This is a genomic window from Sphingomonas sp. NPDC079357 (genome assembly GCF_044901155.1).
GTDB lineage: Bacteria > Pseudomonadota > Alphaproteobacteria > Sphingomonadales > Sphingomonadaceae > Sphingomonas.
Genome location: NZ_JBJDOM010000002.1, coordinates 389,840 through 415,012, shown reverse-complemented (window position 1 = coordinate 415,012; position 25,173 = coordinate 389,840). Strand labels below are relative to the sequence as shown.

General features: G+C 66.4%; 27 protein-coding genes. 13 read left to right on the top strand and 14 right to left on the bottom strand.

All coding sequences use genetic code 11. From position 1 onward, the window contains the following. The 3 genes from ACI2JO_RS10885 to pspF form a co-directional block, all read right to left on the bottom strand. The gene (locus tag ACI2JO_RS10885) at nucleotides 1-2,145 is read right to left on the bottom strand and encodes a TonB-dependent siderophore receptor (RefSeq protein WP_404720870.1); all 2,145 of its coding nucleotides are present in this window, start codon (nucleotides 2,143-2,145) and stop codon (nucleotides 1-3) included. 157 nt (nucleotides 2,146-2,302) lie between these two features. Next, entirely contained in the window at nucleotides 2,303-2,914 is a 612-nt protein-coding gene (locus ACI2JO_RS10880) for a superoxide dismutase (protein ID WP_404720708.1), read from the bottom strand. Between the two features lie 60 nt (nucleotides 2,915-2,974). After that, nucleotides 2,975-4,036 (bottom strand): phage shock protein operon transcriptional activator, encoded by a 1,062-nt coding sequence (gene pspF / locus ACI2JO_RS10875; protein ID WP_404720707.1) that lies wholly within the window; start codon nucleotides 4,034-4,036, stop codon nucleotides 2,975-2,977. A 155-nt stretch (nucleotides 4,037-4,191) separates the two neighbouring features. Here pspF and ACI2JO_RS10870 point away from each other — a divergent pair, with 155 nt between their 5' ends. The 8 genes from ACI2JO_RS10870 to ACI2JO_RS10835 all read left to right on the top strand — a co-directional run bounded on the left by ACI2JO_RS10870 (nucleotide 4,192) and on the right by ACI2JO_RS10835 (nucleotide 7,082). Beyond that, nucleotides 4,192-4,329 carry a hypothetical protein gene (locus ACI2JO_RS10870; RefSeq protein WP_404720706.1) on the top strand — a complete coding sequence of 46 codons (138 nt, stop codon included), beginning with the start codon at nucleotides 4,192-4,194 and terminating at the stop codon, nucleotides 4,327-4,329. A gap of 82 nt (nucleotides 4,330-4,411) precedes the next feature. Beyond that, the gene (gene pspA / locus ACI2JO_RS10865; RefSeq protein WP_404720705.1) at nucleotides 4,412-5,074 is read left to right on the top strand and encodes a phage shock protein PspA; all 663 of its coding nucleotides are present in this window, start codon (nucleotides 4,412-4,414) and stop codon (nucleotides 5,072-5,074) included. Between the two features lies 1 nt (nucleotide 5,075). Next, nucleotides 5,076-5,357, top strand: a complete 282-nt coding sequence (gene pspB / locus ACI2JO_RS10860; protein ID WP_333915561.1) for an envelope stress response membrane protein PspB — start codon at nucleotides 5,076-5,078, stop codon at nucleotides 5,355-5,357. Further along, nucleotides 5,357-5,737 (top strand): envelope stress response membrane protein PspC, encoded by a 381-nt coding sequence (gene pspC / locus ACI2JO_RS10855; protein ID WP_404720704.1) that lies wholly within the window; start codon nucleotides 5,357-5,359, stop codon nucleotides 5,735-5,737. The genes pspB and pspC overlap by 1 nt, the downstream gene beginning before the upstream one ends. A gap of 53 nt (nucleotides 5,738-5,790) precedes the next feature. Beyond that, complete coding sequence (locus ACI2JO_RS10850; RefSeq protein ID WP_404720703.1) at nucleotides 5,791-6,072, top strand: hypothetical protein; 282 nt, start codon at nucleotides 5,791-5,793, stop codon at nucleotides 6,070-6,072. A 56-nt stretch (nucleotides 6,073-6,128) separates the two neighbouring features. Next, nucleotides 6,129-6,353, top strand: coding sequence for a hypothetical protein (locus ACI2JO_RS10845; protein ID WP_404720702.1), 225 nt, complete (start codon nucleotides 6,129-6,131; stop codon nucleotides 6,351-6,353). 29 nt (nucleotides 6,354-6,382) lie between these two features. Further along, nucleotides 6,383-6,622 carry a hypothetical protein gene (locus ACI2JO_RS10840; protein WP_404720701.1) on the top strand — a complete coding sequence of 80 codons (240 nt, stop codon included), beginning with the start codon at nucleotides 6,383-6,385 and terminating at the stop codon, nucleotides 6,620-6,622. Nucleotides 6,623-6,662: 40 nt separating this feature from the next. Next, complete coding sequence (locus tag ACI2JO_RS10835) at nucleotides 6,663-7,082, top strand: SufE family protein (protein WP_404720700.1); 420 nt, start codon at nucleotides 6,663-6,665, stop codon at nucleotides 7,080-7,082. Between the two features lie 166 nt (nucleotides 7,083-7,248). On the opposite strand, the gene ACI2JO_RS10830 is transcribed toward ACI2JO_RS10835, so the two are convergent. From ACI2JO_RS10830 to ACI2JO_RS10820, 3 genes are all read right to left on the bottom strand, one after another. Then, entirely contained in the window at nucleotides 7,249-8,556 is a 1,308-nt protein-coding gene (locus ACI2JO_RS10830; protein WP_404720869.1) for a sensor histidine kinase, read from the bottom strand. A 58-nt stretch (nucleotides 8,557-8,614) separates the two neighbouring features. Then, complete coding sequence (locus ACI2JO_RS10825; RefSeq protein ID WP_022686661.1) at nucleotides 8,615-9,280, bottom strand: response regulator transcription factor; 666 nt, start codon at nucleotides 9,278-9,280, stop codon at nucleotides 8,615-8,617. Between the two features lie 98 nt (nucleotides 9,281-9,378). Further along, on the bottom strand, nucleotides 9,379-9,672 hold the full coding sequence (locus tag ACI2JO_RS10820; protein WP_404720699.1) for a hypothetical protein: 294 nt from the start codon (nucleotides 9,670-9,672) through the stop codon (nucleotides 9,379-9,381). A 115-nt stretch (nucleotides 9,673-9,787) separates the two neighbouring features. Here ACI2JO_RS10820 and ACI2JO_RS10815 point away from each other — a divergent pair, with 115 nt between their 5' ends. Further along, nucleotides 9,788-11,572, top strand: a complete 1,785-nt coding sequence (locus ACI2JO_RS10815) for an ABC-F family ATP-binding cassette domain-containing protein (RefSeq protein ID WP_404720698.1) — start codon at nucleotides 9,788-9,790, stop codon at nucleotides 11,570-11,572. Between the two features lie 69 nt (nucleotides 11,573-11,641). Continuing rightward, nucleotides 11,642-13,093, top strand: coding sequence for a methyl-accepting chemotaxis protein (locus tag ACI2JO_RS10810; RefSeq protein WP_404720697.1), 1,452 nt, complete (start codon nucleotides 11,642-11,644; stop codon nucleotides 13,091-13,093). Nucleotides 13,094-13,350: 257 nt separating this feature from the next. On the opposite strand, the gene ACI2JO_RS10805 is transcribed toward ACI2JO_RS10810, so the two are convergent. Then, nucleotides 13,351-14,163 carry a DUF815 domain-containing protein gene (locus ACI2JO_RS10805; protein ID WP_404720696.1) on the bottom strand — a complete coding sequence of 271 codons (813 nt, stop codon included), beginning with the start codon at nucleotides 14,161-14,163 and terminating at the stop codon, nucleotides 13,351-13,353. Nucleotides 14,164-14,269: 106 nt separating this feature from the next. On the opposite strand from ACI2JO_RS10805, the gene ACI2JO_RS10800 reads away from it, so the two are divergent. Continuing rightward, complete coding sequence (locus tag ACI2JO_RS10800) at nucleotides 14,270-15,331, top strand: mannose-1-phosphate guanylyltransferase/mannose-6-phosphate isomerase (protein WP_404720695.1); 1,062 nt, start codon at nucleotides 14,270-14,272, stop codon at nucleotides 15,329-15,331. Nucleotides 15,332-15,385: 54 nt separating this feature from the next. Here ACI2JO_RS10800 and ACI2JO_RS10795 read toward each other — a convergent pair whose 3' ends face one another. The 5 genes from ACI2JO_RS10795 to ACI2JO_RS10775 form a co-directional block, all read right to left on the bottom strand. After that, on the bottom strand, nucleotides 15,386-15,853 hold the full coding sequence (locus ACI2JO_RS10795) for a DUF3429 domain-containing protein (RefSeq protein ID WP_404720694.1): 468 nt from the start codon (nucleotides 15,851-15,853) through the stop codon (nucleotides 15,386-15,388). A gap of 10 nt (nucleotides 15,854-15,863) precedes the next feature. Further along, nucleotides 15,864-16,370: a Uma2 family endonuclease gene (locus tag ACI2JO_RS10790; protein ID WP_404720693.1), complete on the bottom strand. Its 507-nt coding sequence runs from the start codon at nucleotides 16,368-16,370 to the stop codon at nucleotides 15,864-15,866. A 244-nt stretch (nucleotides 16,371-16,614) separates the two neighbouring features. Continuing rightward, entirely contained in the window at nucleotides 16,615-18,258 is a 1,644-nt protein-coding gene (gene groL, locus ACI2JO_RS10785) for a chaperonin GroEL (RefSeq protein WP_184504023.1), read from the bottom strand. Between the two features lie 52 nt (nucleotides 18,259-18,310). Further along, nucleotides 18,311-18,598 (bottom strand): co-chaperone GroES, encoded by a 288-nt coding sequence (gene groES / locus ACI2JO_RS10780; protein ID WP_028966046.1) that lies wholly within the window; start codon nucleotides 18,596-18,598, stop codon nucleotides 18,311-18,313. A 145-nt stretch (nucleotides 18,599-18,743) separates the two neighbouring features. Continuing rightward, nucleotides 18,744-20,147 (bottom strand): MATE family efflux transporter, encoded by a 1,404-nt coding sequence (locus tag ACI2JO_RS10775; RefSeq protein ID WP_404720692.1) that lies wholly within the window; start codon nucleotides 20,145-20,147, stop codon nucleotides 18,744-18,746. A 233-nt stretch (nucleotides 20,148-20,380) separates the two neighbouring features. Between ACI2JO_RS10775 and sppA the strand changes: the two genes are divergently transcribed. Both sppA and ACI2JO_RS10765 read left to right on the top strand, forming a co-directional pair. Next, nucleotides 20,381-22,252: a signal peptide peptidase SppA gene (sppA, locus tag ACI2JO_RS10770; protein ID WP_404720691.1), complete on the top strand. Its 1,872-nt coding sequence runs from the start codon at nucleotides 20,381-20,383 to the stop codon at nucleotides 22,250-22,252. Continuing rightward, nucleotides 22,249-22,815 (top strand): GNAT family N-acetyltransferase, encoded by a 567-nt coding sequence (locus ACI2JO_RS10765; protein WP_404720690.1) that lies wholly within the window; start codon nucleotides 22,249-22,251, stop codon nucleotides 22,813-22,815. Before sppA ends, ACI2JO_RS10765 begins: the two co-directional genes overlap by 4 nt. Nucleotides 22,816-22,883: 68 nt before the next feature. On the opposite strand, the gene egtD is transcribed toward ACI2JO_RS10765, so the two are convergent. Next, a complete protein-coding gene (egtD, locus tag ACI2JO_RS10760; protein ID WP_404720689.1) occupies nucleotides 22,884-23,861 on the bottom strand; it encodes an L-histidine N(alpha)-methyltransferase in 978 nt (325 codons plus the stop codon). Continuing rightward, the gene (gene egtB / locus ACI2JO_RS10755; protein ID WP_404720688.1) at nucleotides 23,861-25,120 is read right to left on the bottom strand and encodes an ergothioneine biosynthesis protein EgtB; all 1,260 of its coding nucleotides are present in this window, start codon (nucleotides 25,118-25,120) and stop codon (nucleotides 23,861-23,863) included. The genes egtD and egtB overlap by 1 nt, the downstream gene beginning before the upstream one ends. Nucleotides 25,121-25,173 lie beyond the last annotated feature (53 nt).

Below are 25,173 nucleotides of genomic sequence, written 5' to 3'. Positions count from 1 at the left end.
TCAAAACCGCGCGCGCACCCCGATCGTCGCGGTGCGCGGCGCGCCGGGCTGCACCCACATCGGCGAATAGCTGTTCGCATACCATTGCGCGTCGAACAGGTTACTGACCGAGGCGAACAGCGTCGTCCCCGGCGTCAGGCCGACCTCGCCGAACACACGCGCCAGCGTATGCGCGGGGAGCGTAAAGCGGCTGCCGGTCTGCCCGCTGCGCTCGCCGACATATTGCGCCCCTGCCCCCAGCACCGCGGTTCGTCCGCCGACTGTCAGATGCCTGGCAAGCTGCACATTGGCATTGTGCTTGGGAATGTTGATGAGCGGATCGCCCGGCGAAATCTGGAACGAGAAATTGGGATCGAGTACCCGCGTCCGCGCTTCGGCGTCGGTAAAGGCATAGCTCAGAAGCACATCGACGTGCCCCGGTAATTGCCCGTTGAGGTCCACTTCGACCCCGCGGCTCCGCGCTTTGCCAATCGCGACCGAGTAACCGGGGTTGGTGGTATCGGTCGCCAGCACGTTCGCCTTGTCGAGCTGATACACCGCCAGCGTGCCGTTCAGCCGCCCGCCGAACGCCACCAGCTTCACGCCGGCCTCGATCGACTTGCTCGTCTCGGGTTCGAAGACGTTGCCGCGTGCGTCGGTGCCGATATTGGCGCGATAGCCTTCGCCGTAGGCCGCATAGAGCGACACTGGCGCTGCAATATCGTAGACGATGCCGGCCTGCGGGCTGAACCGCGCCCGGCTCCGCCGCCCCACGGTGTTCAGCAGGCGATTGTCGACGCGGAGCAGGAAACCGTCAACCCGCCCCCCAATGCGCACTTGCAACCGGTCGGTGAGGCTGATCTGATCCTGCACATACGCGCCCGCCGTACGCTGCACGTCGAGCCGGTTGGTGGTCGACACCCCCGCCGGCACCGGCCAGCGGCCATAGACCGGGTTTTCGATATCGATCGCATAGCTCTGCCGGTCGGTAGTGGCCGCAGTGATGACCGGGCCGCGAAAGCGCGTGAAATATTGGTCTGTATCGAAATAATCGACGTCGCCGCCGATCAGCACGCGATGCCGCATCGCGCCGGTCGCGAACGCACCCGCCAGTTCGGCGCGAAAGACGTTGTGTACGGAGGTGTAGCTGCGCGTCCTGCGCTGGCGCGACAAGGTGCGACCGTCGACGAACACTTTCTGCCGCGCGGTGGCGGTCTCGACGTCGGACGATGCGCCGGTCAGCCTGGTGTCGCGGTGGCTCGCACCCAGCAACAGGCTCCATCCACTGCCGAAATCATGCTGGACCCGCAACTGGTGCCCGAAGGCGCGCGCTACGGTATCGCCATCCCCCGGCTCGCCGAGGAAGCGCGAACGCGGTATCGTGCGAAAATTGTTGTCGAGGACGACAATTCCACGATCGAACGGTACCGCCGTTCGCGTCCATTCCATGTCGTAGATCAGCCGCGTGCTGCTGCCGATCGCCAGCGCGACAGACGGCAGGAAGCCCCAGCGTCGCTCGCTGACGAACTCGCGGAACGTGTCGCCACGTTCGGCATAGCCGATAAGCCGCGCGGTCAGATTGCGGGTCAACGCGACATTCGCGTCGCCCTCTGCACGCACCGTATCGAAACTACGATATTGCAGCGATGCGCTGCCAAAGCTGCGGCCGATCTCGGCTTGTTTCGTCACCAGATTGATCGATCCGCCCGGCTCGCCGCGCCCCAGCACCGCCGCCGCCGGTCCCTTCAGCACCTCGACACGTTCGATCCCCGCAACGTCGCGTTGCCCGCTGAACCCGCGCCCGGCGTTGAAGCCGTTGACGAGATACCCGCTCGGCAAGTTCTCGTCGCCCGCGAAACCGCGCACCGCGAAACTGTCCCACAGCCCGCCCAGCGTGTTCTGGCGCACGACCGACGCATTGAGGTCCAGCGCATCGGTGAGGCGCAGGATATTGTTTTCCTGCAGGGTCGCGGCATCGATGGTGGTGATCGCCTGCGGTATCTCGCGCAGTGCGAAACTCCCCCGATATGGCTGCCGCACGCCTTCGACCATGACGTCGTCATGCTCCGCCGCCTGCTCCTCCTCCGCGGCGACCGGCGTCGCCGCCATCGTGAGCGCCAGCGCGACCGGCAGTCCACCGAACAGCGCGGCGGAGCGCTTGAACATAAGCACGATCTTGATCCCCTCGAGCCCGCGGCGGCGCATAGTCCGTACTCCGCAAGCCTCAAGGCATCGTTAACGACCTATCCACCATGATTTCGGCGCGCATGAAAAAGGCCCGGGGGATCGCCCCGGGCCTTTTTCGTCAACACAGCGCAGTGGCTCAGCCGATCGCGGCGTCGTAGCGGCGCCCGGCCTCGTCCCAGTTCACCACGTCCCACCACGCCTTCAGATAGCCGGGGCGGTCGTTCATGTAGGTCAGGTAATAAGCGTGTTCCCACACATCGTTGCCGAGGATCGGCGTGCCCTTGTCCTTGGCGTCGTCCATCAGCGGATTGTCCTGGTTAGGGGTCGAGGTCACCTTCAGCGCCCCCGACGAGTCCGCGATCACCCAAGCCCAGCCCGAACCGAACTGGCCCGCGCCCTTGCCGTTGAAATCTTCCTTCAGCTTGTCGAGCCCTCCATAAGCGTCGATCGCCTCGGCCAGCTTGCCCGACGGCTGGGTCGAGCCCTTCGGCCCCATGATCTTCCAGAAGAAATCGTGGTTCCAGAACCCGCCGCCATTGTTGCGGATCAGCGGCGGCAGCGACGAGACGCGCGCCAGAATGTCCTCGATCGACAGGCCTTCCAGCGACGGATCCGCGGTGACGCCCTCGTTCAGCTTGTTGGTATAGGCGGCATGATGCTTGTCGTGGTGGAAGGTCATCGTCTCCTTGGAGATCACCGGCTCCAGCGCATCATAGGCGTAAGGCAGCGGCGGCAGTTCGAAAGCCATAAATCCTCCTTAGGTTCGCATCGGCAACGCGATGCGCCCCAAATGGCTCCGCCGCGCTCGTTACGCAACCGCTCCGATCAGATCGTGCCGGCGCAACGCGTGGCGCAACTGGTCGTAGCTGAGCCCCAGCGCCTCGGCGGTCGCGCGCTGATTGAAGCGATGCTCGGCGAGCGCCTTGGTCAGCAGCTCGCGCTCGAACAGCGCCACCCGGCTCTTGAAATCGGAAGGCCCAACCTCGCACGCCGCGACCTCGTCGTCCGCGCCGTCGCCGCGCGGTGACGCGGTGGGTGCCGATCCGGCCGCCGACGCGGGCACGGCGGCCGGTCGCCGGCCGTTCGCGCCCGCCGGGCGGTAGGGCGAGTCGAACGGATCGAACTCGATCGCGCCGACCGCACCGCCCCGCTCCCAGCGATAGACCGCGCGCTCGACGACGTTGCGCAATTCGCGGACATTGCCGGGCCAGCGATAGTCGCGCATCGCCTCCTCGATCTCGGGCGAAAATCCGAGCCATTCGTCGCGCCCCAGCTCCGAGGACATCCGCCGCCCGAAGAAATCGGCGAGCACCGGAATGTCGCTCTTGCGTGCCCGCAGCGGCGGCAGCGTCACCACCTCGAAGCACAAGCGATCGAGCAGATCGGCACGAAACGTATGATCCTCGACGCGGTCGGGCAGATGCTCGTTCGTCGCCGCGACGATCCGCACGTCGACGCGCAGCGGCCGCGACGCCCCGATCCGCGTCACCTCGCCATATTCGACCGCCCGCAGTAATCGCTCCTGCGCGCCCATCGAGAGCGTGCCGAGTTCGTCGAGGAACAACGTGCCCCCATCCGCTTCCTCGAACCGCCCCGCGCGCGCCTTGGACGCGCCCGTGAAGGCCCCCGCCTCATGCCCGAACAATTCCGCCTCGATCAGCGTCTCGGGCAGCGCGGCGCAGTTCATCGTCACCAGCGGCTGATCCCAGCGCGGGCTCAGATGGTGAAGCCGCTCGGCGACCAGCTCCTTGCCGGTCCCGCGCTCGCCGATCACCAGCACCGGGCGATCAAGCGCGGCGGCGCGGCTCGCCCGCTCCAGCGCGTCGAGAAAAACGCCCGACTGTCCGATCACCTGCGTGCTGCGCTTCATGCACCAAGGATTGGCGCAAATTGCCAGACGATAGCAACTGTCAGTTTTTGCAATTCGCTTCTGGCCGCCAAAAAAGCTCGCTTTTACGCCAAAAAATCAAATTGGCACGCCTCCTGCAAAGCTTCTGGCAACAACGCATTCAGGGAGTTTCCACCATGACCGCTACCTTCACCACCAAGCTCGCCGCCCTCGCCCTCACCGTCCTCGTCAGCGCCACGATGGTGCTCGGCGCGGTCGGCCCGGCCACGGCGCTGGCGAACACCCCCACCGTTTCCGCCCGCACGATAGCGTGAGCGGAGGGCGGGATACGGGAACCCTCCCCGTACCCTGCCCAATCCGCTAAGAAGGCGCGAATACCCAAGGAGTCCGCATCGAATGGGCATTTTCTCCCGCACTCGCGACATCGTCGCCGCCAACATGGCCGAGTTGCTCGACCGTGCGGACGATCCCGCCAAGATGGTCCGCATCATCATCGCGGAGATGGAAGACACGCTGGTCGAGGTTCGCGCCTCTGCCGCCCGCACCATCGCCGATCAGAAGGAGATGCGCCGCCATATCGCCAAGCTGGCGGAACTGGAGGCCAGCTGGACCGAGAAGGCCGAGCTGGCGCTGTCCAAGAACCGTGAGGATCTCGCCAAGGCCGCACTCGTCGAGCGTCGCAAGGCCGCCGACATGGGGGCACAGCTCCGCGAGGAAGTGACCGGCCTCGACGAGGCGCTGCGCTCCTCTGAAGAGGATATCGCCAAGCTTCAGAACAAGCTGCGCGAGGCTCGCGCCAAGCAGAACGCCATCGCGACGCGGCTGGAGAGCGCCAACACCAAGGCACGGCTGCGCGAGATGTGGAACGGCCCCAAGACGCACGAGGCGTTCAGCCGCTTCGAAATCCTGGAGCGCCGCGCCGACGAGGCGGAGGGACGTGCCGAGGCGATGGGCCTCACGCCCCGATCGCTCGAGGACGAATTCAACGAGCTGCGATCGAACGACAAGATCGACGCCGAGCTCGAAGCGCTGAAGAAGCGCCTGAACAAGGAGGGTTGAAATGGACTTGACCGGCGTCATCGCCATTCTGGCATTCATGATCGGATTGCCGTGGCTGATCCTGCACTATGTGACGAAGTGGAAGACCGCACCCAAGATGACCGGTGAGGACGAGCAGTTGCTCGACGAGATGTACAATCTCGCCCGCCGGCTCGAGGACCGTGTCAACACGGTCGAACGGATCGTCGCCGCCGACAATCCCGATTTCCGCCCCGGCATCGCCGACTATCGCTCGGCACCCGACTATCGCCTCGATCAACCCACGTCGCAGCGGAGGAACTGATGTCCGACAGCCGCACCCAATTCTACCTCGATCCGCAGAATGGCAAGTGGAAGGGCGTCTGCGCCGGGATCTCCGATTATGTCGGGATTGACGTCCTCTGGGTTCGTCTCGGCATCGCCGGGCTGACGATTGTTGCGCAGCAATGGTGGATCCTGCTCGCTTATGTGGTGGTCGCCTGGATCGTCGATCCGAAGCCGACCGGCCTCTATCAGGATCATGACGACCAGAAGTTCTGGCAGGGCGTTCGCGCCAATCCGAAGCGGTCGACCGCCGAGGTCCGCGCCAAGTTCCGCGACATCGACCGCCGGCTTGCCGACATCGAGCTCCACTACACCAGCCGCAACTCGTCGCTGGCCAAGGAAATCGACAGCCTGCGCTGAAACGCCAGGCGCGTGATCGCAGAACACTGCGACCGCCAAGGGAGAATGACGTCATGGAACTCGGTCCTATCCTCGTCCCGATCGTAGCGCTGATGATCCCGATCACGGCAATTGTCGCCAAGATGATCGTTCGGCCGTGGCTCGACATCCAGCACCGCCGCCTCGAACTCGACGCCGAGCGCACCGCCGAAAAGGCCGCACAATATGCGGCGCAGACCGAGCGGCTCGAAGCCCGCGTCCGCGTGCTCGAACGGATCGCCACCGATAAGGGCGTCGCGCTTGCCGACGAGATCGACGCACTGCGCACGATGCCCGATCAGCGCCCGCTGAACTGAACACCCGAAGACAAACGAAAGAGGGAGGAACTATCGTGCCGTGGTCCGTAGCGATAATGGTGGTCCTGATCGTGATGATCGTTACCATCGGCCGCGTCAGTCGTGAGAAGTACCGCGCCGAACGCGCTCAGCCGCGACTGCCCGAGACTGGAGCCGACCCCCGCTCCTATGATGAAATCCGCCAGCTCAAGGAACGCATTGCCGTCCTGGAGCGCGTCATCACCGATCAACACGGCCGCAGCGATCTGGAACGCCAGATCGAAGAATTGCGCGACCGCTGATCCCAACGCCAGCACAGGAGAAGGCAGCCATGTCCGATCCCCAGATCACCCTCACCCTCACCCTTGCCGTCGCGTCGCTTGCCGGGCTGGCGATGCTGATCGTCGCCGCGCTGAACGGCTGGCGCGGCTGGCTCCAGCTTAAAAGCCAGGAGCTGCGGCTGGCGAACGAGCCCGCACCGCCCCACAATGCCGGCGCGCGGATCGAGATCGCCGACCTGAAGGAACGTATCCGCAAGCTGGAAGCGATTGCGGCGGGCGTCGACCTCTGAATGGTTGCGGGCGGCGCGCCGGGGCGGTAGCGCGCGCTCTATGACCGAAGCCGCTGCCACGCTCGACGACGTTCGCGACGAATACGCCTTCCTTGAAGGTGACGACCGCTACCGCCTGCTCGTCGAACTCGGCCGCGCGCTGGAGCCGATGCCCACGGCGCTCAAGACCGACGCGACGCTGGTGCGCGGCTGCTCCGCTTCGGTCTGGGTCTATCCCGCGGTTCGCTACGACGGCCGGCTGCACTTCCTCGCCGACAGCAACGCGCATATCACCAAGGGCATCATCGCTTTGGTGCTGCTGACCGTTCAGGACCGCACGCCGGCGGAAATCCTCGCCACCGATATCGAAGGCGAATTGGCCTCGTTCGACCTGAAGGCACAGCTCAGCTCTAACCGCACGCAGGGCATTCCGAACATGATTGCCCTGATCCGCGAAACCGCGACACGTTACGCTGGCTAGTTCATCATTCCCGCGAAGGCGGGAATCCAGAACCTATGACCTTACGCTTCTACCGATGGACCTGCGCGTCTGGATTTCCGGCTATCCAAGGCCGTCACCCCGGCGAAGGCCGGGGTCTAGTTGCGAAGGCGGTTCCGCAAAAGCCCGACCTGCCGTCACGATCCCTTCACCCCGCCATCGGCAACCGCAACCGTACCAGCAACCCGCCGAGGTCATCGCTCTCCTCCAGCGTCACCGTCCCGTCGTAGATTTCCGCGACATCGCGAACGATCGCCAACCCCAACCCGGTTCCCGGTTTGCCGGTATCCAGGCGCACCCCGCGGTCGAAGATACGAATGCGATCCGCCTCCGGGATGCCCATGCCGTCATCCTCGACATCAATCTCGACGAACCCCGCCTGAGCCCCGACGGTGACGAACACGCTGCCGCCGCCGTATTTCGCGGCATTCTCGACCAGATTGCCCATGATCTCGTCGAGATCCTGTCGCTCGATATGCGCGACCAGATCCTTGGGCCCGCTCATGTCGATCCGCACATGCGGATAGAGCCGCTGCACCGCGCGCTCGACCGATTCGACGCTCGGCCACACCTGCGCGCGGCTGTGCGCCGACCCGCGCCGCCCGACCGCGCGCGCGCGCGCCAGGTGATGGTCGACCTGCCGCCGCATCGTTCGCGCCTCACGGATCACGGTATCGGCCAGATCGTCTGACTGCGCGGTCGCGGCGTTCATGATGACGGTCAGCGGCGTCTTCAGGGCGTGCGCCAGATTGCCGGCGTGGCGCCGCGCCTCTTCGGCCTGCGTCTCGTTATGCGCAACCAGCGCGTTCAGCTCCTCGACCATCGGCAACAGCTCAAGTGGCATCGCGCCGTCGATCCGGTTTGATTGCCCGGCGCGCATTTTGGCGATCTCCAGCCGCAAGCGCCGCAACGGCAACAGGCCATAGAACGTCTGCAGCGTCGCCAGCACCGCCAGCCCGACCCCGAGCAGCACGAAACTGCGCACCAACGTGCGCCGAAGGACAGTGATCTGCGCCTCCAGCGCGTCCCCACGGCTCGCTACCTGAAAGCGCCAGCGAACGTTCGACCCCGGCAGCGTCACATCACGCTCGATCACGCGCAATTTTTCGTCAGGAAACTGGCTGCTGTCATATTTCCGGATGTCGGACCCGCTGTGCGGCGTGCCATATGCCAGCTCACGATCCCACAGCGACCGCGACGGGAACGTCTCGTGCCCCGGCGCCGATACCTGCCAGTAAAGCCCTGAATACGGCTCCAGAAAACTCTGGTCGGCGGGCTGGCGGTTGAAGCGCACCTCGCCGATCGGGTCGATCTCCGCCGACGCCAGCAACGAGCGCAGCACATATTGCAGCTGATCGTCGGCATTGGCCGTCACCGCGCCGACCAGTACGCGATCGAGCGCGAACCCGCCGCCGACCAGCAGCGCCGAGATCCACGCAAACGCGATCAGGATCATCCGCCGCGAGAGCGACCCGCTCGCCCGCGGCTTGCTGGGCTCGCCCTCCATCACGGTGTCAGGCGTCCGGGTCTTCCAGACTGTAGCCCAAGCCGCGGATCGTGGTGATCACGTCTTGGCCCAGCTTCTTGCGGATGCGCGTCACGAACACTTCGATCGTGTTCGAATCGCGATCAAAATCCTGATCGTAGATATGTTCGATCAACTCGGTGCGACTCACCACCTTGCCCTTGTGGTGGAGCAGGTAGCTGAGCAGCTTGTACTCCTGCGCGGTCAGCTTCACCGGCTCGCCGGCGCGCGTCACCTTGCCGGAGCGCGTGTCGAGCCGCACGTCGCCGGCGATCAGCTCCGACGAGGCATTACCGGAGGCGCGGCGGATCAGCGCGCGCAGCCGTGCGATCAGTTCCTCGGTCTGGAAAGGCTTGGCGACATAATCGTCCGCCCCCGCATCGAGCCCGGCGACCTTGTCCGACCAGCTATCGCGCGCTGTGAGCACCAGCACCGGCGTCACCTTGCCCTCCTTGCGCCAGCGATCGAGCACGGTCAGACCGTCGATCTCCGGCAGGCCGAGGTCGAGCACGATCGCGTCGTAATTCTCGGTCGAGCCGAGGAAATGCCCTTCCTCACCATCGGTCGCCAGGTCGATGGCATAGCCAGCACCCTCCAGCGTTGATTTCAGCTGCTGCCCCAGATTGGGCTCATCTTCGACGATCAGCACGCGCATCGGTGGTGGGGCTCCCTAGAAATCGTTATGTCTGGCCGGCGGGCTAGCACGAAAGCCGGCCGGTATGGAATTGCGGCTTTCATCGCGCTGAACGCCGGCTAACGCCCGGTCCGACCGAGCACCTGCCCGGTACGGCCATCGACATCGATCCAGATAACCGCGCCATCGCGCAGAAATTTGAGTGTGTAGATCCCGCTCGGCATTTCGAGATCGAAGCCGATGTACTGGGCGTTGCGCATCGTTGGCACCACGCGGCGTTCGATCTCGGGCAACGGCAGCAACCGGCCCTGCCGGCGTGCCTGCAAGGCCACCGACCCGTCGCGTGCCTGGTCGGGCGTCGGCAGGGCGATCGCCGGAGCGGCCAGCCCGCACAAGAGGAGCGAAGGAAGCATTCTCACCGGTGCTGGCATAGGCAAAGCGGCTTGAACAGCCTGTGAATGAGGAAAGCGGCGCATGTGTCCTCCGCGCAACTTGCCCCTTGCGCTGGGGTTCCCTAGGTCGCTGCACATGGCCGCACCAATATTGTCGTATGAGAACCTCGGGCTCGTTCAGGGGGCCGGATGGCTGTTCCGCCATCTCGACCTGTATGTCGGCGAGCGCGATCGGCTGGCGCTGATCGGACGCAACGGCGCGGGCAAGTCCACGCTCCTGAAACTGATCGCGGGCGTCATCGACGCTGACGAGGGGCGGCGAACGATCGTGCCCGGCACCAAGGTGGTGATGCTGGAGCAGGACCCGGACGTCAGCGGCTTCGCCACGCTGCGCGACTATGCGCTGGCCGGGAACGATGCGCCCGAACATTATCAAGCTGATGCAATCGCCGATCAACTCGGCATCGACCTGTCGCGCGAGGCGTCCTCCGCCTCAGGCGGCGAGCGCCGCCGTGCCGCGATCGTCCGCGCACTGGCGATGGACCCCGATGTGCTGCTGCTCGACGAACCGACCAACCACCTCGACATCGCCGCGATCGAATGGCTCGAGGACTGGCTGAAGCGCTTCACCGGCGCATTCGTCGTCATCAGCCACGACCGGACCTTCCTCACCCGGTTGACCCGGCAGACCCTGTGGCTCGACCGTGGCGAGCTGCGCCGCGCCGAGGTCGGATTTGGCGGCTTTGATGCCTGGACGGAGCAGGTCTACGCCGAGGAGGAGCGCAACGCGCAGCGGCTGGACGCCAAGCTGAAGATCGAGGAGCATTGGCTGCAGCGCGGCGTCACCGGTCGCCGCCGCCGCAACCAGGGCCGTTTGTCGAAGCTCAAGGAGATGCGCGCTGAACGCGCCGCGATGATGGGGCCGCAGGGCGCCGCTGCGCTCCAGATGGCCAGCGACGACAACAAGACCAAGGTCGTGATCGACGTCGACCATGTCTCGAAGAGCTTCGGCGACCGCCCGATCATCCGCGACCTCAATTTGCGCGTCGCGCGCGGCGACCGGATCGGCGTGGTCGGGCGCAACGGCGCGGGCAAGACGACGCTGCTCAAGCTGCTGACCGGCGAGCTGGAACCCGACACCGGCACCGTCAAGCGCGCGAAGACGCTCGACGGCATCTTCATCGACCAGCAGCGCAGCCTGATGGCGCCGCAGAAAACGGTGCGCGAGGTGCTGGCGGACGGCGGCGAGTGGATCGACGTGCTGGGATCGCGCAAGCACATCCACGGGTATCTCAAGGAATTCCTCTTCGATCCGTCGCTGACCGAGGCGAAGGTCGGCACGCTGTCTGGTGGCGAGCGCTCGCGGCTGCTGCTCGCGCGCGAATTTGCGCGTGAGTCCAATCTGCTGATCCTCGACGAGCCGACCAACGATCTTGATCTCGAAACGCTCGATCTGTTGCAGGAGGTAATCGCCGATTACGGCGGCACCGTGCTGATCGTCAGCCACGATCGCGATTTCCTCGACCGTACCGTCACGATCACGCTCGGGCTGGACGGGTCGGGGCACGTCGATGTCGTCGCGGGCGGGTACGAGGACTGGGAGCGCCAGCGCCGCCCGCACGTCGAGGCCACCAGGAAGGCCGCCGCCAAACCCGCCGCGGCGGCTGCACCACCTCCTGCCCCCGCTCGTGTCAAGCTGACCTATAAGGATCAGCGCGATTATGATCTGCTGCCCAAGCGGATCGAGGAACTGGATGCGCGGATCGCCGCTGACGAGGCGGCAATGGCTGATCCGGGGCTGTACACGCGCGATCCCACCGCGTTTGACCGTCTCAGCCGCAGCGTCGCCGCGCTCCGTGACGAGAAGGACGCCGCCGAGATGCGCTGGCTTGAACTAGCTGAAATTGTAGAAAATGCTTAGAATTCAACGCGGCAGGCTTACCCGACCTTAACCGTCTCCGATTATTGCTGACGGCACGGAGGAAGTGCTGTGAGCGGATCGGAACCAATCGACTTCGAACAACGTCTGGCCGCGTTCGGCTATACCGAACGCAGCTATGCGACCTTCCCGGTGGTACGGCGCGCGATTGAGCGCCACGCGCCAACCGCGCTGGTCGCGCTCTACAAGCATATCGCCAGCACCCCGGCGATCAGCCGCATGTTTCAGTCGCAGGCGCGGATGGATCACGCCCGCGACAAGCAGCTCGAACATTGGCGCAAGCTCTTTTCGGGTCCGATCGACCGCAATTACGCCGCAGCCGCCTCGCACATCGGGCAAATCCACGCGCGCATCGGCCTTGCCCCCACCTGGTACATCAGCGGCTATGCGCGGATGCTGGAGCACGTACTCCCCAAGGTGATGCTGGGCCGGCTGCTCTGGCCGTTCGGTGCCCGCCGCCGCGCGCGCGCCGCGACCGCGCTGGTCAAGGCGTCGCTGATCGACATGGACATCGCGCTCGCCGCCTATTTCGAGGCCGAGCAGGCGGGACGCCGCGCGGTGATCGAGCGCTGCGGGCAGGTGTTCGAGCGAATGGCGAACGGCGACCTGACCGAGACGCTCGACGGCCTCCCAGCTGAATATCAGGCGCTCGCCGATAGTTTTGAGGCGATGCGCACGCAGATGTCGACGACGCTCGGGGTCGTCACCCGCTCCAGCCTCCAGATCCGCACTGGTTCGGGTGATATCCGGCAGGCGTCCGACGATTTGTCGCAGCGCACCGAGCAGCAGGCTGCCTCGCTGGAGCAAACCGCCGCCGCGATGGACGAGATCACCTCTACCGTCCGCCAGACCGCCGATGGCGCCACGCAGGCCAATCGCATCGTTGGCGAAGCGCGCGGAGAGGCCGAGGAATCGGGCCAGATCGTCCGCCGGGCGGTCGAGGCGATGGGCGGCATCGAACGCTCGTCGGCGGAGATCAGCGAGATCATCACCGTGATCGACGGCATCTCGTTCCAGACCAATCTGCTCGCACTCAACGCGGGCGTCGAGGCGGCGCGCGCCGGCGAAGCGGGCAAGGGCTTCGCGGTCGTCGCCTCCGAAGTCCGCGCGCTGGCACAGCGCTCGGCGGACGCAGCCAAGGACGTCAAGACCCGCATCCTCGCCTCCTCCGAACAGGTCGGCGTCGGCGTCGATCTGGTCAATGAGGCGGGTCAGGCGCTCCAGCGCATCATAGGCCGGATCGGTGAGATCAGCGACCTCGTCTCGCGGATCGCAACCTCGGCCAGCCAACAGTCGGTCGGGCTCGGCCAGGTCAACACCGCGGTGTCGGAGATGGACAACGTGACGCAGCGCAACGCCGCGATGGTCGAACAGGCCACCGCGGCCGCGCGCACGCTCGCCGCCGAAGCCGAAGTGCTGTCTCGCGAGGTCGCCCGCTTCCGGCTGGGCGATACGGATGGCAATCCTGTTCACCGGATGCAGCAGCGGCTGGCGGCGGCCTGAGCCCAGCCTTCCGCGATCGATGACGGCGATCCGATGCCCAAGAGTGGGACAACCGGATCACCGTTGGCCGTACGGCAAGAAACGCCCTGTTCCGTGCGAACCTGCATTCTCTGCCCGGCTGGCAAGCAGATGATCGGGGCCACCGCAGCGATCGACAACGATGGCCTTCCGTTCGTCGGCGACGTCACCCTGCAAACGACGGCGCTGAAATTTGTACGGTACTGTCTCCGCGTCGATCCGGCAGGCCCTCCATCAGCCTAGTCCAGCCGTTTCCCCTCCCGTCCGGCCAGCTCGACGACATATTGCCACGCCACGCGCCCCGACCGGCTGCCCCGCCGCGTCGCCCATTGCACCGCGTCGGCGGGATCGAACGGCAGCCCGTATCGCTCGGCATAGCCGCGGACGATCGCCAGATAACCGTCCTGATCGACGACGTGAAAGCCGAGGCTCAGCCCGAAACGATCCGCCAGCGCCATCTGGTCGTCGACTGAATCACGCGGGTTAATCGCGCTTTCCTGTTCCTTGATGTCGCGCGTCACCAGATGGCGGCGGTTGGAAGTGACGATCAGCCGCGCATTTGCAGGTCGCGCCTCTGCCCCGCCTTCCAGCAGCGAGCGCAACACACGCGCCTCTGCCGCGGCATCGAAGCCGAGATCGTCGAGGAAGATCGCGAACGCGCGCTTTTGCCCGGCCACCATGTCGAACAGCCGGGGCAGTGTTTCCAGCCGGTCCGCGGCGACCTCGATCAGCGCCAGCGCGCCGCCTGCCGCCTGCACCGCGCCGACGGCGGCCTTCACCAGCGCCGACTTGCCCGTGCCACGTGCGCCCCACAGCAGTGCATCCTGCGCAGGAAACCCGTCGGCCAGCCGCGTGAGATTGGCGAGCAAGGTCGCCTTCTGCGCCTCCGCGCCCTGCAACAACGTCAACGGCAGCGGCGCAAAGGCACGCGCCACCACCAGCGCACCATCGCGCCAGAGGTAAGCTGGGTGCGCCAGCGGGTCGGCGCTGGCGGGCGGCGGCGGGGCGAGCCGCTCCAGCGCGGCGGCGATCCGGTCCAGGGTGTCGGTCATAGGCGCCCGCTAATCCGGTCGTCACGTTGCCGCAACGCAATATCGTGCATAAGGAAACCTTGCACGATCAGACGTGTTGTGGCGTCGAGAGCGCGTTTGCGCCCTCATGGGGGAACAGGAGCAGCAATTGACCGAAATCGTGCCGGTGATCCTTTCAGGCGGATCAGGTACTCGCTTGTGGCCGATGTCGCGGCCGGAAAAGCCAAAGCAGATGCTCGCGCTGACCGCGAGCGAGACGATGTTGCAGCTGACGGCGGCACGCGCCCACGGCGATGCGTTCGCCGCGCCGATCGTCGTCGCCAATGCCGCGCATGCCGATGCGGTCGAGGAACAGCTCGGCGCGATCGGCACCATGCCCAGCGCGTTGATCCTCGAACCCGCAGGGCGCAATACTGCGCCCGCGATCGCGCTCGCCGCGCTCAGCGCCGGCGCCGATCAGGCGCTGCTGGTCATGCCCTCCGACCATGTTATCGCCGATCGCGAGGCGTTCCACGCCGCGATCCATGCCGCGCTGCCGCTCGTGGAGCAGGGCTGGCTGGTCACGTTCGGCATCACCCCCGATGCGCCCGAAACCGGCTATGGCTATATCAAGGTCGGCGAGGAGATCGCCGCGGGAGTCCACCGCGTCGCGCGGTTCGTAGAAAAGCCGAAGCGCGACGTCGCAGAGGCGATGATTGCTTCGGGCGACCATGCATGGAATGGCGGGATCTTCCTGTTCCGCGCCGACGCCTATCTGGCCGCACTCGAGCAGTTCGCACCCGAGATCGTCAGCTCGGTGCGCAAGGCGTGCGCGGGCGCCCGGCGTGAGGGCGTACGCGTCTATCCCGATGCCGACGCGTTTGCGGCTTCGCCGTCGGACTCGATCGATTATGCGGTCATGGAGAAGGCCGATCGCGTCGCGGTGGTGCCGGTGGCGATGGGATGGAGCGATGTCGGCAGTTGGGATGCGCTACACGCGATCAGCGAGGGCGATACGCGCGGCAACGTCGTGAACGGCGAGGTTATCATGCTCGACAGCAGCAACTGCCTCGCGCGCAGCGACGGGGTGCGGGTCGCGATGGTCGGGGTGGAAAATCTGATCGTGGTCGCCAGCGGCAACGACGTGTTGATCCTGCCGCGCGGGCGTAGTCAGGACGTCAAGCTGTTGCTCGAAGCCATGAAGGGCTGAGCTTTCGCGTCGCCCCAGCCTGATCCGGGGCGACGCAAATACGACCGGGTCGGTTTATCCCAGCATCACCCAAGCGCAGCACGCCGCCAGTCCGGCGCATCCCAGCAACAGCTGTGGCGGCCGCAGTTTCGCGAAATGCGCCGGCGCGTTTCCTGCCAGCGCCGCACGCCGGTCGAGCAATGCCGCCAGCGCATACCCCGCCGCGAGCATCGCCAGCGACGTACTGACGAACGGCACCACCAGCGCCAGCCCTGCAATCGTGAAATAGCCTACCGCCGTAACGATCTCGACTAGGGTCGTCGCGTCAGGCGTCGCGAACCCGAACCCGCGCCGCACCCCGCCAATGAACGACAGGATCAGCGCGCCCCACACGATCGCCAGCCGCACCGCGATCAACCCCCATCCGGGCCCGAGCACCCATGCGGCGATCCCGGCGACGACTAGCGGGAGCATCGGGCCATAGCCGAAGACGATGCTGTCGATGGGAATGCGGGCACGCTGGTTCATACGCGCCAAACGCACGGCTGCCCCGTCAGTCGCGTGCGAAGATTTCCTCGTCCGGGATGGAGAGGTTCAGCGTGGGGAAAAGGACGTCACGTCGCGCGGGCAGGCTATAGAACCAGCCCGCTTTCGAGCGCGCGCTGACGATCAAGGTTTCCGCTTCGGGGTCGACGAAGACGATCGCCTCGACACTCGATAGCGCCTGATACTCCGTCGTCTTCGATCCCAGATCGATAGTGCGCGTCGATGGCGACAGTACTTCGACGATAACCCTGGGCGCGGAGAGATAGCGGTCTCCGCCGCTGTCATCCGGCTGCCCACAATCAATAGTGACGTCTGGATATCCCACCGACGCGTCGTGGGTCAGGATCGCCATGTCGGACTTACAAGAGCGGCAGCCTGATCCACGCAGCCGACTGCCCAACGCGATAGGAATATCGGCCTGCACCCGCGCATGATCGCGCGAGCCGCCCGCCATCATCCGGATCACCCCATTGTCGGGTTCGGCCTTCAGGTCCGGTCCGAAATCGATCTGCATGAACTCCGCTGCGGTCAGCAAGTGCGGTTCACCAAGCCGAGCAGCGTGGCCATGCGGCGAGTGTAGGAGATCACCACCCGCAAACAAAGGGCCGGCGGATCGCTCCGCCGGCCCTTCGCCAAACGCTTGGGCGGCAGCGGCAAAGCCGCTACCTTGGACGTCAGACCGGATCGGCGCTGCCGACCGGCTGTCCGCGCCGTGGCAGGTCCTGCGCCAGCCGCGCTGGCGCAGGTCCGGCCGTGGCTTAGAAGTCCATGCCGCCCATGCCGCCCATGCCGCCGCCGGCGGGCATGGCCGGGGCCTTGTCCTCGGGCAGCTCCGAGACGGTCGCCTCGGTGGTGATGAGCAGACCCGCCACCGACGCGGCGTTCTGGAGCGCGGTGCGCACAACCTTGGTCGGGTCGATCACGCCGGCCGCAACCAGGTTCTCATAGGTGTCGGTCGCGGCGTTGAAGCCCATCGACGTGTCGTTGCCGTCGAGCAGCTTGCCCGAGACCACCGCACCGTCGTGACCGGCGTTCTGCGCGATCTGGCGGACCAGCGAGGTCAGCGATTTGCGGACGATGTCGACACCACGCGTCTGGTCGTCGTTCTCGCCGGTCAGACCGTCGAGCGCCTTCGACGCGTACAGCAGCGCGGTGCCGCCGCCCGGGACGATGCCTTCTTCGACCGCGGCGCGGGTCGCATGCAGCGCGTCGTCGACGCGATCCTTGCGCTCCTTCACCTCGACCTCGGTCGAGCCGCCGACCTTGATCACCGCGACGCCGCCTGCGAGCTTCGCCAGACGCTCCTGGAGCTTCTCGCGGTCGTAGTCGGAGGTGGTCACCTCGATCTGCTGGCGGATCGCCTCGGTACGGCCCTTGATCGACTCCGCATCACCCGCACCGTCGACGATGGTGGTGTTGTCCTTGTCGATCGTCACGCGCTTGGCGGTGCCGAGCATGCCGAGCGTGACGCTCTCGAGCTTGATGCCGAGGTCCTCGCTGACGACTTCGCCCTTGGTCAGGATCGCGATGTCCTCGAGCATCGCCTTGCGACGATCGCCGAAGCCCGGCGCCTTGACCGCTGCGACCTTCAGGCCGCCGCGCAGCTTGTTGACGACGAGCGTGGCGAGCGCCTCGCCCTCGATGTCCTCTGCGATGATCAGCAGCGGACGGCCCGACTGCACCACTGCCTCGAGGATCGGCAGCATCGCCTGCAGCGACGACAGCTTCTTCTCGTGGATCAGGATGTAAGGGTCGTTGAGCTCGACCTGCATCTTCTCCGGGTTGGTGATGAAGTACGGCGACAGATAGCCGCGGTCGAACTGCATGCCCTCGACGACGTCCAGCTCGAATTCGAGACCCTTGGCCTCCTCGACGGTGATCACGCCTTCCTTGCCGACCTTCTCCATCGCTTCCGCGATCTTCTCGCCGACCTCACGGTCGCCGTTGGCGGAGATGATGCCGACCTGCGCGACTTCCTGCGAGCCCGAGACGGGCTTGGAGCGCGCCTGGATGTCGGCGACGACCTTGACAACCGCCAGGTCGATGCCGCGCTTCAGGTCCATCGGGTTCATGCCGGCCGCGACCGACTTCATGCCCTCGCGGACGATCGCCTGCGCCAGCACGGTGGCGGTGGTGGTGCCGTCACCCGCGATGTCGTTGGTCTTCGAGGCCACTTCGCGCACCATCTGCGCGCCCATGTTCTCGAACTTGTCCTTGAGCTCGATTTCCTTGGCGACCGACACACCGTCCTTGGTGATGCGGGGCGCGCCGAAGCTCTTGTCGATCACGACGTTGCGGCCCTTCGGCCCCAAAGTGACCTTGACCGCATCGGCGAGGATGTCGACGCCGCGCAGGATGCGCTCACGCGCGTCGCGACCGAATTTCACGTCCTTGGCTGCCATGTGGCTACCCTTTCAGATGACGAATGTTGAGAAAGTTGAGGCGGTCGAACGCTCAGGCGATGATGCCGAGGATGTCCGATTCCTTCATGATGAGCAGGTCTTCACCGTCGACCTTGACCTCGGTGCCCGACCACTTGCCGAACAGGATGCGATCACCGGCCTTGACGTCGAGCGGGGCGACCTCGCCCTTGTCGTTCTTGGCGCCCGCACCAGCGGCGACGACTTCGCCTTCCTGCGGCTTTTCCTTGGCGGTGTCGGGGATGATGATCCCGCCGGCCGTCTTCTCTTCCGCCTCGACGCGGCGGACGAGAACACGGTCGTGCAACGGACGAAAGTTCATTGCTCTTTACCCCTCTAAGGTATGTGACAGTTCTTTGGCACTCGACCCAGCCGAGTGCCAGCGGGTCGCATATGTGGGTGCCCCCTGCCGGGGTCAACGCCTGACCTGAAATTTTTGGGAACCGTCGGACGGGACGTGCGTGCGATCAGGCCGTGCGTGGTGACAGGTGCAGCCGCTCGCGCGCGCTCCATCGCCAGATCAGCAACGCGGAGACGACGCCGAGCCCCACCGCCAGCCCCCACCAGATGCCCGCCGCGCCCCAACCGAGCCCGAAGCCGAGCAGCAGCGCGGTCCCGAACCCCGCCCCCCAATAACCGGCGATCTGGATCAGCATCGGCACGCGCGTGTCCTGTACACCCCGCAATACCCCCGCTGCTACCGCCTGCGCACCGTCAACGAGCTGGAAGATCGCCGCGATCCCGAGCAGCGCGATCGCCAGCGACGCCACCGCCCCCTCATGCGCCGGATCGATGTACAAGCGCACCAGCCAATGCGGCACTGCCCAGAACACCATGGCACTTAGCACCATCACCGCGATCCCGGTCACGATCGCGACATTGCCGGCACGCGCCACCCACGCGCGGTCGCCCGCGCCAAATGCGAATCCGACGCGGATCGTCGCCGCCTGCGCGAGCCCGAACGGGATCTGGAAGGCGATCGCAGCGATGTTGAGCGCCACCGCATGCGCGTCGATCGCCGCGACCGAGATCAGCCCCATCAGCAGGCCGGCGCCGCCGAACAGCCCGCCTTCGGCCATCCAGCCGAGCGCGATCGGCGCGCCCAGCCGCGCGATCTCCGCCATTCGCGACCATTCGGCGCGCCACCATTTCCCGAGCAGCCGGTACCGGCGCAGCCGGCGATCCGTGAACAGGATCACGACATAGGCTGCGCAAGTGGCGGTCGAGACAATGACGCTCGACAGCGCCGATCCCTCCAGCCCCAATGCCGGGAAGCCGGCGTTGCCGAACACCAGACACCAATTGGCGAGCACCGCGACGCCCAGCGCCAGCGCGGTGACCATCAACGCCCAGCCCGGTCGACCCAGCGCCGCAGCGGTCAGACGTATCAACGCTGCGCCGACCGCCGGAAGCACGGCGAGCGACAGGACGCGACAAAACGATCCGGCACGCGCCGCCACCGCCGGGTCCTGTCCCGCGAGTTGCAGCAACGGCGCGACGCAGTTGAGCACCGCGATCACCACCATCGAGCCGAGCACCGCCAGCCACATCGCCATCCGGAACGACCGCCGCACCTGCCGCACCGCGCCAACGCGCCGCCCGAGCGCGGCGGCGATCAGCGGCTCGGCCGCACCGACCATCCCGATCAGCCCGAAGCCGAGGATATGGAAGAAGAACACGCCGAGCGTCGCGGCCGCGAACTCGACCGGCCCGAGCCGCGCGACGAACACGACATCTACCGCGAACACCGCCATCTGGAGCAGGTTCGCCCCGATCAGCGGCCCCGCCAACGCCGCAAGCGCGCGCAGCTCCGCGCGCCACGTCGGCGGCGGCGCCTGCGTCAGCGGCGCGAGGGTGGCGGGCGCGTTCATGGGGGGAGCCCCTAGCCGAGCCTGTCTCCCATGGCGACCCCGCCCCTCCATCGTCATCCCCGCGCAGGCGGGGATCCAGACGCGCAGCGCCGGCGATAGAAGCGAAACGCCCGAGGTTCTGGATTCCCGCCTCCGCGGGAATGACCACAAAGGCCATTTACCCTCAAAGCGTATTGCCCCGGTCATACACTCCGCGCTACGATCGCCGCCACGTTACAAAGGTGGCAGGAACGATGAAGCTGGTACGCGGCGCTTGGAAGCTGCTGGTCGGGATCAAGGACGCGCTGGTGCTCGTCGCGATGCTGCTATTCTTTGCGGCGATCTTCGCCGCGCTCAACGCGCGGCAGCGCCCGGCGGCGATCGGCGACGGGGCGCTGGTGCTCAAGTTCGACGGCCCGATCGTCGAACAGCCCGAGGAGGTGCCGCTCACCGCGCTGGTCAGCGGGCAGCAGGTCGGCAGGCAATATCGCCTCCGTGATGTGCTGCGCGCGATCGACACCGCGCGCACCGACGACCGGGTCAAGGCGATCGTCCTCGACCTCGACCGCTTCGGCGGCGCCTATCCGGCGGTGCTCGGCGAGGTGCAGGCGGCGCTGCTCCGCGCGCGCACCGCGGGCAAGCCGGTGCTCGCCTACGCCACCGCCTACACCGACGGCGGCTATCGCCTCGCCTCGGCGGCGAGCGAGATCTGGATGGACCCGCTCGGCGGTACCTTCTTCGCCGGTCCCGGCGGCAACCAGTTGTTCTACAAGGGGCTGATCGACAAGCTCGGCGTCAACGCGCACGTTTATCGCGTCGGCAAGTTCAAGTCGGCGGTCGAGCCCTATACCCGCACCGACCAGAGCTCCGAAGCGCGTGAGGCGTCGCAGGCGCTCTACGGCACCTTGTTCGACCAGTGGCGCGAGGCGGTGTCGACCGCGCGCCCGAAGGCGCAGCTTGCGCCATGGCTCGGCAACCCCGCGCAGCTCGTCACGCAGATGCAGGGCGACGTGTCGCGCGCCAATCTCGCGACCGGGCTAGTGGACAAGCTCGGCGACCGCGTCGCCTTCGGTCGCCGCGTCGCGCAAGTCGCGGGCGGCGACGACAAGAAGGTGGCGGGCTGGTTCAAAACGATCAACTACAACGCCTATGTCGCCGCCAACCCGCTGCCCAAAAAGGGCAAGGTCGGCGTGCTGACGATCGCGGGCGAGATCGTCGACGGCGAGGCCGGTCCCGGCAAGGCGGCGGGCGACACCGTGTCGAAGCTGCTCTACAACGGCCTTGTCGACAACGATCTCAAGGCGCTGGTCGTGCGCGTCGACTCGCCGGGCGGGTCGGTGCTGGCGTCGGAGAAGATCCGGCTCGCGATCATGGAGGCCAAGCGCCGTGGCTTGCCGGTGGTGGTCTCGATGGGCGGGCTTGCCGCCTCGGGTGGCTATTGGGTGTCGACCCCCGCCGATGTGATCTTCGCCGAGCCCGGCACGATCACCGGCTCGATTGGTATCTTCGGGATCATCCCGACGTTCGAGAACACGCTCAAGAAGATCGGACTGTCGACCGACGGCGTAAAGACCACGCCGCTGTCCGGCCAGCCCGACGTGCTCGGCGGCACCACCCCCGAATTGGACCGGATCGTCCAGGCCGGGATCGAGCATGGCTATCTGCAATTCCTCACCCGCGTGTCGCAGTCGCGCAAGCTGCCGGTCGAGCGCGTCAACGAGATCGGTCAGGGTCGCGTCTGGGTTGGCGGGATCGCGCAGCAGCTGAAGCTGGTCGACCGTTTCGGCGGGCTCGACGACGCAATCGCCGAGGCGGCGAAGCGCGCGAAGCTCGACGATGCGCAGGCCGTGTGGCTGGAAAAGAAGCCCGGCTTCGCCGCGCAGATCGCGCAGCAGCTCGCCAGCCAGGAAGACGATGACGATGACGCCAGCGCACCCGACGCGTTGTCGCGGCTGGCGTGGCAACGCCAGCAGGCGTTCGCGTCCGCGCTAGGGGATGCAAAGCGGATGCTGGGCGGCGCGGCGGTGCGCGCGCAATGCCTCGAATGTGTGGGGCTCGGCCCCGTTGCGGCGCGCGCCGAGGACCGCAATCTGTGGCAGCTCGTCGTCGCGCGGATCGGGCTATGATGCCGCACGGTCCGATCACGATCCGCGCCGCGACCGGCGACGATGCCGCGGCGATCGCCGCGATCTACGCGCCGTTCGTCCTGTCGGGCACCGTTTCGTTCGAGAGCGACGCGCCCGACGCCGCAGCGATGCTTGAGCGGATCGAGGGGTCGCAGGGTTATTACCCGTGGCTGGTCGCGACCGGCGGCGACGCGGTGCTGGCCTATGCTTATGCGACGCGCTTCCGTGATCGTCCGGCATATCGTTATGTCGTGGAAACCTCGATCTACGTCGGCGGCGCCACACATGGGCAGGGGGTCGGGCGGCTGCTGTACGAGGCGCTGGTCGACACGCTGCGCGCGCAGGGGTTCACGCAGGCGATCGGCGTGATCAGCCTGCCCAACGACGCCTCGATCACGCTCCACGAAGCGGTCGGCTTCCGCCGCGCGGGCGTGTACCGCGAGATCGGCTACAAACAGGGGCGCTGGATCGACGTCGGCTTCTGGCAGTGCGAGCTGAACGACAGCGCGATCCCTCCGGTCGAGCCGAAAGCGTTCAGCGTCACGGGCGTTCGCCGCGACTGACGTCGCCGTCGATCAAGGCTGCCGTTATCGTCCCAAACTGCCGTCGAAGGAGTGCGGTCGACGCGGCGTCACGGCGCCGGCCGCTCGGCCTGTGCCTCGGCGAGGATCACCGCGAACTTGCCCTCGGCATCGGTCCATTCGCGCACCGGCGTCCATCCGCCCGCGCGGAGCAGGATGCGCGCGTCGCGCTCGCCATATTTGTGGCTGTTCTCGGTATGGATCGACTCGCCCGCCGCGATCGTGAACTCGCGCCCCTCGACGGTGAAAGCGACATCGCGCGTCGCGACCAAATGCATCTCGATCCGCGCGCGATCGTCGTTCCATCGCGCCTCGTGCGCAAAGGCGTCGACCGGCACCGTCCCGTCCAACTCGCGGTTGATCCGCTCCAGCAGATTGCGATTGAACGCCGCGGTCACGCCCTGCGCATCGTCATAGGCCGGGACAAGCACCGCCGGGTCCTTGATCCGGTCCATCCCGATCAGCAGCATCGCCCCCTCGCCCAGCGACGCGCGCATCGCACGCAGCAGGTCGATCGCCGCCAGCGGGATCAGGTTGCCAATCGTCGATCCCGGAAAGAATCCCAGCTTCGGCGCATCCTTGATCGTATGCGGCAGCGTCAGCGGGCGCGTGAAGTCGGCCTCGAACGGCAGCACCAGCAAGCCGGGGAACGCATCCGACAGCTCGCGCGCCGACTGGCGGAGAAAATCGCCCGAAATGTCGATTGGCACATAGGACGACGGCTTCACGCAGCGCAGCACGATCGGCGTCTTGGTCGACGAGCCCGACCCGAACTCGACCACCGCACGCCCCTCGCCGACGATCTCGCGCAACTCGGGGCACAATCCTTCCAGCAGCGTGGTCTCGGTCCGGGTCGGATAATATTCCGGAAGATCGGTGATCTGCTCGAACAGTTCCGAGCCGCGGTGATCGTAGAACCACCGCGCCGGGATCGCGCGGGGGCGGCGTTCCAGCCCGGCGAGCACGTCGGCACGGAACTGCGGGTCGGCGAGCGTCACCTGCCCGTCCTCGATCTCAGGCTTCAGCATTAAAGGTCCTTTGCCAGCCGCACGCCGGTGAACTGCCAGCGCTGGTGGGGGTAGAAGAAGTTGCGGTAGCAGGCGCGCGCATGCCCGCGCGGGGTCGCGCAGCTGCCGCCGCGCAACACGAACTGCCCGTTCATGAACTTGCCGTTGTACTCGCCGACCGCGCCCTCGACCGGGTGGAAGCCGGGATAGGGGCGATAGGCCGAGCCCGTCCATTCCCAGACGTCGCCGAAGAACGCCGGCCCGTCGTCGGAAGGCCGCGGCTCGATCGCCCCCGCCCCGTCGAGCTGGTTGCCCGCGCGCGCGTCGAACGGCGCGGCGGCCGCCTCCCACTCGAATTCGGTTGGCAGTCGCGCGCCCGCCCAGGTCGCATAGGCATCCGCCTCGTAGAAGCTGATATGCGTCACCGGCGCCGCCGGATCGACCGCGCGCCGCCCGTCGAGCCCGAAGCGCGTCCACGCCCCATGGCGATGCTCCCAATAGAGCGGCGCACCGACGCGCTCGCGCTGCACCCACGCCCAGCCGTCCGACAGCCAAAGCCGCGCATCGCGATAGCCACCATCGGCGATGAACGCCGCCCATTCACCATTGGTGACGGTGCGGTCGGCGATCGCATGCGGGAGCAGTATGGTGCGATGCCGCGGCCCCTCGCAATCGAACGCGAAGTTATTGCCGTTGTGGCCGACCTCGACGATACGCTCGTCGCTTTCGAGCCACGCGACTGGCCTCGGCATCGCGACCGGCACCTTGCGCTCGGGTGACCAGATCGCAGGCTCCAACGGGTTTTCCGAGAAAAGATGCAGCACGTCGGTGACGAGCAGTTCCTGATGCTGCTCCTCATGATGACAGCCCAGCGTCACCAGCTCCAGCGCCGCCGCGGGCAATGCGGCGAAGGCCGCCAGCAACGCCGTGTCCACCGCATGCCGATATGCCAGCACCTCGTCCAGCGTCGGCCGGGTTATCATCCCGCGTCGTCCGCGGGCATGGCGTCGCCCTTCGGCCTCGTAATAGCTGTTGAAAAGAAACGGAAAGCGCGCATCGTGCAGCGCGTAGCCGGGCACGTGATCGCGCAGGACGAAGGTTTCGAAGAACCACGTCGTGTGCGCGAGATGCCATTTCGCCGGTGAGGCATCGTCCATCGACTGGACGGTCGCGTCAGCATCTGAGAGCGGGGCGACCAGCGCCTCGGTCAGCCGCCGCACCTGCGCGTACCGTCGCGCCAACAGGTCGGTCCCGGCATCATGCCGGGAGAGCGCTTCCATGGTCGTCCTCCTGCAGCCACCCGGGAGATCGGGCGCGCACGGGACTGCCCTAT

Coding starts and splice junctions, on each gene's coding strand:
- ACI2JO_RS10885 (WP_404720870.1), bottom strand. CDS start 2,145: ATGTTCAAGCGCTCCGCCGCGCTGTTCGGTGGACTGCCGGTCGCGCTG.
- ACI2JO_RS10880 (WP_404720708.1), bottom strand. CDS start 2,914: ATGGCTTTCGAACTGCCGCCGCTGCCTTACGCCTATGATGCGCTGGAG.
- pspF (WP_404720707.1), bottom strand. CDS start 4,036: ATGAAGCGCAGCACGCAGGTGATCGGACAGTCGGGCGTTTTTCTCGAC.
- ACI2JO_RS10870 (WP_404720706.1), top strand. CDS start 4,192: ATGACCGCTACCTTCACCACCAAGCTCGCCGCCCTCGCCCTCACCGTC.
- pspA (WP_404720705.1), top strand. CDS start 4,412: ATGGGCATTTTCTCCCGCACTCGCGACATCGTCGCCGCCAACATGGCC.
- pspB (WP_333915561.1), top strand. CDS start 5,076: ATGGACTTGACCGGCGTCATCGCCATTCTGGCATTCATGATCGGATTG.
- pspC (WP_404720704.1), top strand. CDS start 5,357: ATGTCCGACAGCCGCACCCAATTCTACCTCGATCCGCAGAATGGCAAG.
- ACI2JO_RS10850 (WP_404720703.1), top strand. CDS start 5,791: ATGGAACTCGGTCCTATCCTCGTCCCGATCGTAGCGCTGATGATCCCG.
- ACI2JO_RS10845 (WP_404720702.1), top strand. CDS start 6,129: ATGGTGGTCCTGATCGTGATGATCGTTACCATCGGCCGCGTCAGTCGT.
- ACI2JO_RS10840 (WP_404720701.1), top strand. CDS start 6,383: ATGTCCGATCCCCAGATCACCCTCACCCTCACCCTTGCCGTCGCGTCG.
- ACI2JO_RS10835 (WP_404720700.1), top strand. CDS start 6,663: ATGACCGAAGCCGCTGCCACGCTCGACGACGTTCGCGACGAATACGCC.
- ACI2JO_RS10830 (WP_404720869.1), bottom strand. CDS start 8,556: ATGATCCTGATCGCGTTTGCGTGGATCTCGGCGCTGCTGGTCGGCGGC.
- ACI2JO_RS10825 (WP_022686661.1), bottom strand. CDS start 9,280: ATGCGCGTGCTGATCGTCGAAGATGAGCCCAATCTGGGGCAGCAGCTG.
- ACI2JO_RS10820 (WP_404720699.1), bottom strand. CDS start 9,672: ATGCTTCCTTCGCTCCTCTTGTGCGGGCTGGCCGCTCCGGCGATCGCC.
- ACI2JO_RS10815 (WP_404720698.1), top strand. CDS start 9,788: ATGGCCGCACCAATATTGTCGTATGAGAACCTCGGGCTCGTTCAGGGG.
- ACI2JO_RS10805 (WP_404720696.1), bottom strand. CDS start 14,163: ATGACCGACACCCTGGACCGGATCGCCGCCGCGCTGGAGCGGCTCGCC.
- ACI2JO_RS10800 (WP_404720695.1), top strand. CDS start 14,270: ATGGGGGAACAGGAGCAGCAATTGACCGAAATCGTGCCGGTGATCCTT.
- ACI2JO_RS10790 (WP_404720693.1), bottom strand. CDS start 16,370: ATGCAGATCGATTTCGGACCGGACCTGAAGGCCGAACCCGACAATGGG.
- groL (WP_184504023.1), bottom strand. CDS start 18,258: ATGGCAGCCAAGGACGTGAAATTCGGTCGCGACGCGCGTGAGCGCATC.
- groES (WP_028966046.1), bottom strand. CDS start 18,598: ATGAACTTTCGTCCGTTGCACGACCGTGTTCTCGTCCGCCGCGTCGAG.
- ACI2JO_RS10775 (WP_404720692.1), bottom strand. CDS start 20,147: ATGAACGCGCCCGCCACCCTCGCGCCGCTGACGCAGGCGCCGCCGCCG.
- sppA (WP_404720691.1), top strand. CDS start 20,381: ATGAAGCTGGTACGCGGCGCTTGGAAGCTGCTGGTCGGGATCAAGGAC.
- ACI2JO_RS10765 (WP_404720690.1), top strand. CDS start 22,249: ATGATGCCGCACGGTCCGATCACGATCCGCGCCGCGACCGGCGACGAT.
- egtD (WP_404720689.1), bottom strand. CDS start 23,861: ATGCTGAAGCCTGAGATCGAGGACGGGCAGGTGACGCTCGCCGACCCG.
- egtB (WP_404720688.1), bottom strand. CDS start 25,120: ATGGAAGCGCTCTCCCGGCATGATGCCGGGACCGACCTGTTGGCGCGA.